Below are 9,765 nucleotides of genomic sequence, written 5' to 3' on the forward strand. Positions count from 1 at the left end.
GGACGACATTGTTCCACCAGCGGCTCAAGCATCGTCCATTGTGTATCCGTCAGCATGGCTCCTCCTCAAACAGGACGAGCAAAACGCCTCCAGGTGCAAAGGGTTCAAGTCATAACAGGCCGTAGTTCAGAAATGCTCGGGATGGTATAATATCGCATCCATCGATGCTGAAGCGCGACCGGCTCCGACGATACGGGAACGCAATATCATTCTTCCACTACTTAAAAACAAGATAGATACATTCAAATGGCTGCTTTCGCAGCGACGCTCACCCAAGGACGATGCCAGGGCAGATATGTTCGACTACATCGAGCGCTTCTACAATCCTCAGCGTCGTCATTCGACGCTGGGCTATTTCAGCCCCCGTGGAGTTCGAGGAACGAACTATGCTAGCTTAACCTGGCGTCCGAAAAGCCGGCAGCAGGCCAGTCACCTCGGTTCGACACCAAAGCCTAACCGAGAATTTCCTCATTCAGAGCGGTCCGGTTTTTGGAAGGCAGGTCACTTGATTTCAACAATAATCGATTGGTAGGCATCAATTCCATCGCAGACAACGGCTTGAGAGTAGAAGGCCATGAGTTCGAAACCCAATACAGCGCGCCTAGACGCTTGGGACCTCCGGATACTCTCGGAGGTACAATCAGACGGTCGGGTTTCGAAAAGCGAGCTTGCGAAACGCGTTCATCTTTCGCCCTCGGCGTGTTCGGAGCGGCTCCGTAGACTCGAAGCCGCAGGGATTATTGAGGGGTTTTACGCGCGGCTGAGTCCGGCCCTGACCGGTGGCATAATCTTTGTGATGGTGGAGGTGGTGCTGGATCGTCACCGCCTCGAGGACCAACAACACTTCGAGACCGCGATTCAAGACATCCCGGAAATCCTGGACTGCTGGGCTATTGGGGGGCGGATCGACTACCTGATGCGCGTCGCAGCCCCGTCTATGGCTGCGTATCAGGATTTCATGGAGGGATTGCTGCAGGCAGGCTTGAAGATCGATCGGTACTACAGCCTTGTCGTGACGAAACCCGTGAAATCCAATTCCCCGGTCCCCTTGTGCGCGCTAGGGAAACGGTGAGTTCCCGGAGCCGTGGTTTCTACGGCGATTGACGCCAATTCAGTGAATTCGTCGGCTATGGGCACGCATTTCCACGAACCTCGGGGTGTGTTTGCCGATATGCTAACCCCTCAAGGGGCGGTTGACCGAGTGTTCTCCGCAGGATGATCACGGGGAGAGGGACGATGCGCCTGGTCAATCTGGGAACCGAGCAACTCCAAGAGAAGGATCGAAGCTTCGTCTTCCATCCGTCCACGCACTTGGCCAAGCACAGTCGCGGCGAGACGCCGAACCGGATCATGGCCGGTGCAGAAGGCATCTACCTCTGGGATACCCCGGCAATGAGTCAGCACGAGCTATTCATTGACGGAAGTTGCCAAGACGGGACCGGTAGATCGGAAGTGTCGCTGATCAATCCGGCGACTGAAACACCATGCGGCTCCGTCGCTTCCGCAGGCCCTGAGCAAATTGACCAGGTGCTCGCTTCTGCACAGCGCGCCTTCGAAGTTTGGCGGACCGTGCGCCCGGCAAGGCGCGCGGAGATACTGAAGGATGCCGCCCGCCGTTTCGCCGCGCTCACGAGACCAGATCTGGAGCGTACCTCAACGCGACAAGCCCAGCCGCCCGTCTAACCGGGCCAGAAACGCACCGACGATGTCACTGGGCCTGAACACACCACGAGAACCTGAACGAGCACGGTCATGACCTCATCCCTTCCCTATGGGCGAACGAAACTCATCGTTGCCGCTCTGACCATCGGTGCCTTCGCCATCGGCCTGGACACGTTTGTCGTCATCGGGGCGCTCGATGTGATCTCGCGTGATCTGACGATCTCAACCGGCGCGGCGGGCTGGATCATCTCGATCTACGCGCTCTGCTACGCGGTCTTCGCGCCGCTCAATGCCTGGATGTTCAAGGGCATGAGCCGCCGCAATGTCCAGATCCTGTCCGTTGCAATTTTCATCATCGGCAACCTGATCTGCGCGATTGCACCGAACTTCCTAACCCTTGCTGCAGGTCGCGTCATTTCGGCCTATGGCGCGGCGATGTTCACGCCGGCGGCCACCGCGCTGGCCGCCGAGCTCCTGCCGCCCGCACGCAAAGGGATGGCGTTGTCCCTCATCTTCGGCGGCATGACCGTTTCACAGGTCGCCGGCGTTCCGGCGACCAGTTGGATCGCAGCTACGATCGGCTGGCGCTTCGCCTTCGGTTTTGTGGTCATTGCCGGGCTTCTCGCATTGCTGATCCTCGCCTCAATGATGTCCGGGATCCCTGCCAAGGCGCCGGAGCGCGGAAGCGGCCCGGCCTCGAAAGACTTCTCCAAGATCATCTACGGTGTCCTTTCTGTGACGCTCTTCGTCGTCGTTTCCGAGTTCATCGTTTATTCCTATGTGAGCGTCTTCATCACTGGCTCCCTGCTGGCCGGGGTCCCGCTGCTCTCGGCCGCGCTCTTTGCCTATGGTTTCGGAGCCGTGACTGGAAACGTCGCCTGCGGGTTCCTGACTGATCGTTTTGGCCCCTTCAAGGTCCTCATCGCGGCCGTAGGGGCCCAACTCATCTTGCTCGTCGGCCTGGTTGCATTCGGACACCATGGCGCCCTCACCGTGCTCATCGCCTTCCTTTGGGGCAATGTGAGTTACATGTACCTCGTCCCGATCCAGCACCGGCTCCTCAGCCTGGCCGGCGACAGGTCGAAGCTGGTCCTGGCCATGAACAGCTCGACCACCTACGCCGGGATCGCCATCGGCGCTTTTCTCGGCGGCATCCTCGTCGAGATCAGCGCGGTCACATCCCTGGCGGCGGCGTCCATCTTGATTGGCCTCATTGGCATTGGGCTTGCCCTTGCCTTCATGAGGACACCTCAAGCTGACTGTGCGAAGACTCAAAATGAAAGTCGCGTCGCAGAATGTCATTTGACTGACCTGACGCAGAGCCAGAACGGTTGCGGGCCAGAAAGTGTCGAAGCCGGTCCATAGGTTCATTTTCGAACGAAGTTTTCCGCATTGAGATTTCGGACAGGCTGTGGGAGCTTCGCGGCAGAATAAAGTAGCTGATTCAATTCATGATTTGCGAAGGAGACAGTCCATGACCGGCCTTGAGAATGACAGTGGGATCGTTTTGCGCCCAGCGCGTGCTGGCGATGGTCAATCGCTGTTTGACGTGACGGCGCAATCCGTTCAGGGGCTCGCAAAACATCATTACAAGAGCGAACAGCTTGCTGGGTGGATGGGAGAACGTACTGCCGAATATTACGAGGACATCATCAAGAAGGGCCATACCGTCATCGCCGAGGAGAATGGTGAGGTCTTGGGGTTCGTCGACTCAGATCCTGGCGAGGTGACGCGCCTTTTTGTGTTGCCCAAAGCAGCAGGCCGGGGACTGGGTAAGCGACTCCTCAAAGTCGGCGTTGAAAATGCGGCGAGGGGATACTCGGGACCAATCAATATCGAGTCCACGCTGAACGCGCAGGGGTTCTATGAGCGTAACGGTTTTAAGGCAATCCAGAAAGGATACTTCTCTCATGGTGTTGGCGGAGAGCCGATTGAAGTCGTTCTCATGGAAATGGCGCAAACATAATGCCCAATTGCACGAAGCACCCCTTCAGTCTCCGTTGACACAGAAATTCTAGGGAAGACTGCGCGAGAATGACTAGTCGAACGTGGCAAACCGTAGGGTGCCGTTGTGGAACGCAAAAGCGGTGTGGATATCGCTTTCCAGAACGCGCCCTCGCGGCAGTTCGGGAAGACCGTTAGGCTCAAAGAAAGTGACTTCTGTCGTTTCCGTGGCCGCCTTCATTGTCATCTCGCCCGTCCGCCTGCAGAGAAAGAACAGTTTATAGAAGTCCCTTGCATCCGGATCATATGAGGCCGTCGCCTTATGTCGCACGCTGTATAGGTGCGTAGCGAAAACCTGAAGACCTGCTTCTTCCTGTAGTCGATGGCGACGTTTTCCGACGCTGATCATCCCACATCCGCAAATTCACCAGGCAACGTCCACCGCCTATCGGTCTTTTCCCGGACCAGAAGGATTTTACCTTTTTCGATCAGCGCGTCGCGGACATCGAACTTAGGCGTGGCATAGCCTTTCGCAAAATCAGATATGAGACCAGGGATACGTCTGATTGCCATATTGGCAAGGTCCGCCAGCATTGCCTGTGCGATGTCGGCGACTTCCTAGAGCGCGTTGACATTCATTTGGTCCAGATGAACGCGCTTACGAGGCAAAGGATTGACATGAACATTGCCCAAAGCGTCGACGACGGCATGGATTTTGGGGGTCAGCCCACCGCGTGAGCGTCCGATCGCACGAGACAGGCCCCCTTTTTGCCTGCCGCATGCTGGTGCGCCCGGACAATGGTTGAGTTGATCATGACGTATGCGAAGCCGGGCTCATCCGCCATGATGGTAAAAAGCCGATCCCATACGCCGTTCTTGGCCCAGCGCGAGAAGCGAATGAAAGCGCTGTTCCAGTTGCCGAAGACTTCCGGCAGGTCTCGCCACGGTGACCCAGTTCGGGCAAGCCAGAGCACCGCTTCCACGAAAAGCCGGCTATCGACCGCCGTTCTGCCAGGATCCATGCGCTTGCCCGGCAAATGCGGTTCCATCCGATCCCACTGGTGATCTTTCAAAATCAGACGAACCCCGCTCACCCAAGCCTCCGCTCCCAAAAGGAGCTTGAATCAGAGTTGCGAGCTTATGGGAATCCTGAATGTCAACGCGCTCTAGAGCATCGGCTGTTCAGACGAATCCATAACCTGCAGCAGTGAAGTAGTTGCGGCATTCCTCAGGCTCGACCCCATCACAGATGTCCCCAATGGTCCGCCAGAGCGCATCAAAGGTTCGGGCTTCGGCTTTGCGCAGATGTGCTTTGATCTTTGCGAAGAGTTGCTCGATCGGGTTCATATCGGGACTGTAAGGAGGCAGGAACAGAAACCAGGCACCGCGTTGCTTCAGGCATTGCGCCGCCGTCTCGCTCTTGTGTGCCGGCAGGTTGTCGAGGATCACCACGTCGCCCTTGGACAAGGTCGGAGCAAGCTGAGTCTCCACATAGGTCTCGAAGATCTGACGGGTCATCGGCCCATCGATCACCCAAGGCGCCGTCAGACCACAGTAGCGCAGCCCAGCGACAAAGGTCTGGGTCAGCCAGTGGCCGAATGGCGCCCTGGCATACAGGCGCTGCCCTTTCAGACAGCGGCCGCGCAGGCGGGTCATCTTGGTCGAGGTGCCGGTCTCATCGAGAAACACGAGCCGGTGCGGCTCCTGGCGCATGCGCGGCTGGCGTTTCGTGTGCCAATGCTCGCGGGCTTGACGCACGTCGGAGCGTTCTTGTTCGCTGGCCCGCAAAGTTTTTTTTGACGCTATAGCCGTGGCGGATGAACCAGCGCGCGATGGAAGCCGGCGTGATCTTGGTGCCCAAGGCCAGCAGTTCGGCCGCGAGCTGGGGCATGGTGAGGTCGTTCCTCTCGGCCACGCGACGGATCAGGAAGTCGCGATGCGGGTCGAGCTTGGAGTAGCGCCAGCCGCCCTCTGGTTTGGGCGCCAGGCTGCCGGTGGCCCGATACGCCGCCATGAGCCGCACCACAAACGCGACCGACACCTCAAAATGGCGGGCGGCCTCATGGCAGGAATGCCCCGCCTCAACAAAGCGCACCACCCGTTGCCGCAGATCCAGTGAGTAGGACTTGGTCATCGCTCATCTCCTCCAAAGAGGGTCGAGATAAGGGAATCACAAAGCCGTCACGCCGCATAGCCTCCGATTCAGTCAGAACCGCAATTGCTCTAGTATAGTCCACGATCAAATTCGTCTTTGCAAAAAATAGAATCCTGTTGAAGCAATCGCTGGTTCTTCAGGCAACAGGGACAAATCAGCCTCCAGTTTTTCAAAGGCGATTTCAGCATTATTCTTGCGGTAGTTCCTGACTGTGCTCCCGCTCGTCGCTTCGCTAATAGTCTTGGCGGTGGCGGTGAAAATCTTCCCCCGCCCATTTTGAAGGGCCCGGATTGCGTCAGTTGCAGCGGAAATAATAGGCTTCTGGGTAGCAACTTCCGTCTCCTCGGCAACCAACTTATCGGCTAGTGCCTTGTTCTCCTCGCTGATAATCAGTATCAGCTTCAGGGGCTATCCATTGGGCCAATATTGAGTTGGACATAGTCGGCATTGAAGACGCGGACCTTTCTGGCCGCCGGCTAGCCGTGAACGAGATCTCCTGATTGGCTCTCGATCCGGTACTCCAGTGTCGGGTATTCGTCATGCGATCCGGTCTTCAAACAATCCAACAGCCGCGAAAAAGTGGTCTTTCCGGAGCCATTGTCTCGGTAGATGACATCGAAGCGCTCAAAGCTAGAAAGCTGCGCGCGCAGGTGAAGTCTGCGAAAACACCCAGGTTCTTGACCTTGCTGACCTTGACGAACATTGCTCCCCCGACGAACGACACCTTAGTGAAGGCTTTCGCAACGTCAGTGTGACTGATTCCCTGCCCGATACAAGCAGACGTTGGCGGAGAGCAGGGGATTCCGGGCACAAGTATGCCGCACGCTATGCCCCGCAAAGGGTTCGATAGCTTGGATCGGGCCGCGATATCGCTACTTTGGGCAATTAAAACCGATCGGCGACATACTCCTGCACAACACCGTTATAGGCGACACAGCAATGAAAAGCGCCGACGTTGCCGCCGCCTGGAGATTATGATGTATTAGGATGCATTTATACATCGCAATGTGGAAAGCCCAGAAAGCTTACAATGCAAGGGGTCTAACTCACTCACTCACAAACTATGTATGATTAGGGTATAAGTCGCGCCGATGAAGGTCGCAATACGCTCGGACCTCACCTGTTGGCAGATCGGATGAAACTTCCATAGGTCTGCTCACCTAGCGTGTCTGCAGGATCATGGTGTTGGTCTGGCGAAGCGCCTCCAATGCATTTTCCTGATGCGGGTATAGTCTCGGCACATTCCCCCGTTTCAGGTCCTCCTGGGTGAAGGTGAACTCGTCGACCAGCTTTGACCGATCGAGGCCTAGGTGCTCCCAGCACTGTTTTGCGGTCGGCATGATGTTCCCGCAGATCCGCTTGATGCGGCCAAGAAGCCCCGATCGCTCACGCGCGGCACCATATTCCGCCTCCGGGTATTCTCTGGCCATCTCCCGAACAGCGTCCAGGATCTCAGTACGCGCTTTCTGTCGATCAAGCATTGGCGTCATCTCCGTTGATGATCGGGCGCTCAGCCCGGACATTTGCGATGATTTCGGCGAAGTCGATGTCCTTTGATTTGCAAAGGGCCATCAGATCGAAGAGCAAAAACTGAATCTGGGCGTCCGGCTTACCAGCCATGTCGGTGGCGAATGCTCTATGGGCCTGCTGTAGGAGCACATCGAAATGCGATCTCTGCGTCTCACACAGGTCCATCAGCGACAGGAGCAGGTGCCAGATCTGGATGCCGATGTCGCCGACCATGCCGGCCGTTCGTTCGTAGGTTTCGATGGCAAGTTCGGCGCGGCTCGCTCGTGCGAGCGCCTCAAGAACAGCTTCGGCTGAGTGGACCGATTGCGGACTGATCATGGAATGATCCTTTTCGACGGATGAGTGGGTCAGTCGGCGAGGAGGCCGATAAGCGCGACCAGCGCGACGGACCCGGCGGCGCAGGCTGGGATGAACGCGAGGAGCGAAAGGAGAAACCTTGCTTCCTCACGTGTGACGAGTTTCCCGACGGTCATTGGCCGAAAAGCTCCTTCTTGCGGGTGTCGAGCAGGTTGTTAGCGAAAGCCATCGCTGCGGTCCTGTTGGGACGCTCCTCTGTCGGACAGGTATCTACCTTGAGGAATTGTGCGATCTTGATCCTAGCCCTCCGGATATCGGCGATGCTGTCGGGTGAGATATCCAACAGGTATCGATGAACCTGGGTTACGTACGGATTCTTCTCGTCGGATATCGTCTCCCGGAGGGTGACCCGATTGAAGCCCCGCCGGAGGTCAATCCTGATCCGTACGGGGTTCAGGTCAGTTCGGCTGATCTCAATCTCGGCGACACCGTCCCGGTGAAACCGGATGGTTGAGGGCACCAAGAACTTGTTCTTGAGCGAGCCCTCCTGGATGAGGCGATAAACCTCCATCCGGTCCGAGACCTGGCGGGATCGCCGGTCGATCATCAGGAGAAGACCGGCTTTCTTCGCGACAAGGGGTGGCTCGACTGTGATCTCGGCGAGGGAAACGAACCTCTGAAATGAGGAGCTTGCGAGACATCCCAAGCGCTTCTGAACCGGGCTCGGCCGAAGCTGGTCCGAGATGAAGAAGTACGCTGCCGGCAGCACCGTGAGGAGCATGAAGACGAAAGCGAGCGAGGTACCGAAGATCAGATCGACGAAGGCGAGGACAAGGAAGACCGCGACAGCGGCCAGGACGGGCGCGGCGTCCAGTTTGGCCTTCAGGGCTTGGAGCGAGCGGGATCGTGCCCAGACCAGAGCCTGGGATGCATAAGTCGTCATGACTGTCCTGTGGCGTGAGGTTAGCGAGATTTCAGGTGGTTGAGGGCGGCCTGGGCAGCACTTCTGAGATCAGCGGGTGAGCCTGTCGCCAGTGCCCGCTCGAGGTGCGTGATGATCTTGTCCTCAGGCGATTCTACCGGGAACTCGGTCTTTGGCGTGGAGGGCCGCTGTTGTTCGCCGCCGCCGTTCCAATCGGGTGACAGGACAACGCCACGTCCAGCGTTGACGGCTAGCTGATCCGCCATCTCGTTGTAGTGGTTGCCGTTATGGCCGCGGACCCACTGCCATTTGATCTGCTGCTTTGACGCAAGGCGGTCGAGTTCCTGCCAGAGATCCTGGTTCTCGACGGGCTTCTTCTGGGCGTTGCGCCAGTTGTTGCGCTTCCAATTGACGATCCATTCCGTGATGCCCTTGATCACATACTGGCTGTCGGCATGGATGGTGAAGCTGCACTCTTCTGATTTGAAATAGTCGAGCAGCGCAATAGCGCCTGAGAGCTCCATCTTGTTGTTCGTGGTCTGCGAACCGCCAAAGCCGGAAAGGGAGTGGGCGTTGCCGTGCATGTCGAGGATGACGACGCCAAAGCCGCCAGGTCCGGGATTCCCGGAGCAGGCGCCATCGATATAGGCTTGAACAACCAGTCGGCCGGCGTCACGCTGAAAATGTTTGTCGAACATGCGGGAGATCTCGGATTGGAAATGGGTCTTGAGACAATTAGGAGCCGACAGCGCGGCCCGTGTCCCTGAGCTAGTGCCAGCGAGATGCGAGGCTTGCAACCGTCGGCTCGCCCGGATCGAAGGAGATTTCAGCGGTCATCGTGCGGGCCTGTCCCGCCGAGGCAAAGCCGAGGACCAGCGTCGCCCGGTTTTCGCTGGAAATGAGGTTGAGGCTCATCGACTTGAGAGCGCCGTGGGTCGGCTCATACATGCTCCGGTACCGGTCGCGCAGCTGGGCGACAGTGCCATAACGGGAGTTCGTGTCGATCGCGATCATGTACTCTACTCTCGTGTTGGATCAGCTTTCCTCTTGGCTGCTCAGCAGCCTTTCGGGGTTTTGTCTGATCTTGTGATACGATTTCGAGGCCATCAAAGAAGAAACAGAACAACAGATTACGGCCTGTTATGACTTGAACCCTTTGCACCTGGAGGCGTTTTGCTCGTCCTGTTTGAGGAGGAGCCATGCTGACGGATACACAATGGACGATGCTTGAGCCGCTGGTGGAACAATGTCGTCC

The 9,765-nt window shown here is 57.4% G+C and carries 13 protein-coding genes and 2 pseudogenes; 5 read left to right on the forward strand and 10 right to left on the reverse strand.

The genetic code is table 11. The features are described 5' to 3' along the window. Positions 1-274 precede the first annotated feature (274 nt). The 5 genes and pseudogenes from ACS5Q1_RS44385 to ACS5Q1_RS44405 all read left to right on the forward strand — a co-directional run. Positions 275-398, forward strand: a pseudogene (locus tag ACS5Q1_RS44385) (IS3 family transposase); the annotation flags it as partial. A gap of 176 nt (positions 399-574) precedes the next feature. Continuing rightward, the gene (locus ACS5Q1_RS44390; protein WP_473104199.1) at positions 575-1,072 is read left to right on the forward strand and encodes an Lrp/AsnC family transcriptional regulator; all 498 of its coding nucleotides are present in this window, start codon (positions 575-577) and stop codon (positions 1,070-1,072) included. Between the two features lie 164 nt (positions 1,073-1,236). Then, positions 1,237-1,683 carry an aldehyde dehydrogenase family protein gene (locus ACS5Q1_RS44395; RefSeq protein ID WP_473104200.1) on the forward strand — a complete coding sequence of 149 codons (447 nt, stop codon included), beginning with the start codon at positions 1,237-1,239 and terminating at the stop codon, positions 1,681-1,683. Between the two features lie 69 nt (positions 1,684-1,752). Beyond that, a complete protein-coding gene (locus tag ACS5Q1_RS44400; RefSeq protein WP_473104201.1) occupies positions 1,753-3,027 on the forward strand; it encodes an MFS transporter in 1,275 nt (424 codons plus the stop codon). 109 nt (positions 3,028-3,136) lie between these two features. Further along, complete coding sequence (locus tag ACS5Q1_RS44405) at positions 3,137-3,628, forward strand: GNAT family N-acetyltransferase (protein ID WP_473104202.1); 492 nt, start codon at positions 3,137-3,139, stop codon at positions 3,626-3,628. Between the two features lie 72 nt (positions 3,629-3,700). On the opposite strand, the gene ACS5Q1_RS44410 is transcribed toward ACS5Q1_RS44405, so the two are convergent. The 10 genes and pseudogenes from ACS5Q1_RS44410 to ACS5Q1_RS44455 form a co-directional block, all read right to left on the reverse strand. After that, complete coding sequence (locus ACS5Q1_RS44410; protein ID WP_473104203.1) at positions 3,701-4,015, reverse strand: NUDIX hydrolase; 315 nt, start codon at positions 4,013-4,015, stop codon at positions 3,701-3,703. Between the two features lie 272 nt (positions 4,016-4,287). Next, positions 4,288-4,655, reverse strand: a pseudogene (locus ACS5Q1_RS44415) (IS5 family transposase); the annotation flags it as partial. 133 nt (positions 4,656-4,788) lie between these two features. Further along, positions 4,789-5,740 (reverse strand): IS630 family transposase gene (locus ACS5Q1_RS44420; RefSeq protein ID WP_473104204.1). Its coding sequence is split into 2 segments (ribosomal slippage): positions 4,789-5,425 and positions 5,424-5,740, totalling 954 coding nucleotides; the frame shifts between segments, so codons are not numbered across the junction. A gap of 105 nt (positions 5,741-5,845) precedes the next feature. Further along, complete coding sequence (locus ACS5Q1_RS44425; RefSeq protein ID WP_473104205.1) at positions 5,846-6,115, reverse strand: hypothetical protein; 270 nt, start codon at positions 6,113-6,115, stop codon at positions 5,846-5,848. A gap of 806 nt (positions 6,116-6,921) precedes the next feature. Next, the gene (locus ACS5Q1_RS44430; RefSeq protein ID WP_473104206.1) at positions 6,922-7,242 is read right to left on the reverse strand and encodes a hypothetical protein; all 321 of its coding nucleotides are present in this window, start codon (positions 7,240-7,242) and stop codon (positions 6,922-6,924) included. Beyond that, complete coding sequence (locus ACS5Q1_RS44435) at positions 7,235-7,609, reverse strand: hypothetical protein (protein ID WP_473104207.1); 375 nt, start codon at positions 7,607-7,609, stop codon at positions 7,235-7,237. Before ACS5Q1_RS44435 ends, ACS5Q1_RS44430 begins: the two co-directional genes overlap by 8 nt. A 29-nt stretch (positions 7,610-7,638) precedes the next feature. Beyond that, the gene (locus ACS5Q1_RS44440) at positions 7,639-7,764 is read right to left on the reverse strand and encodes a hypothetical protein (RefSeq protein WP_473104208.1); all 126 of its coding nucleotides are present in this window, start codon (positions 7,762-7,764) and stop codon (positions 7,639-7,641) included. Further along, positions 7,761-8,531, reverse strand: coding sequence for a hypothetical protein (locus ACS5Q1_RS44445; RefSeq protein ID WP_473104209.1), 771 nt, complete (start codon positions 8,529-8,531; stop codon positions 7,761-7,763). The genes ACS5Q1_RS44440 and ACS5Q1_RS44445 overlap by 4 nt, the downstream gene beginning before the upstream one ends. A gap of 20 nt (positions 8,532-8,551) precedes the next feature. Next, positions 8,552-9,208 (reverse strand): ribonuclease HI, encoded by a 657-nt coding sequence (rnhA, locus tag ACS5Q1_RS44450; protein WP_473104210.1) that lies wholly within the window; start codon positions 9,206-9,208, stop codon positions 8,552-8,554. Positions 9,209-9,278: 70 nt separating this feature from the next. Further along, the gene (locus ACS5Q1_RS44455) at positions 9,279-9,524 is read right to left on the reverse strand and encodes a hypothetical protein (protein ID WP_473104211.1); all 246 of its coding nucleotides are present in this window, start codon (positions 9,522-9,524) and stop codon (positions 9,279-9,281) included. Positions 9,525-9,765 lie beyond the last annotated feature (241 nt).

This window comes from Microvirga sp. GN3, from assembly GCF_055792825.1.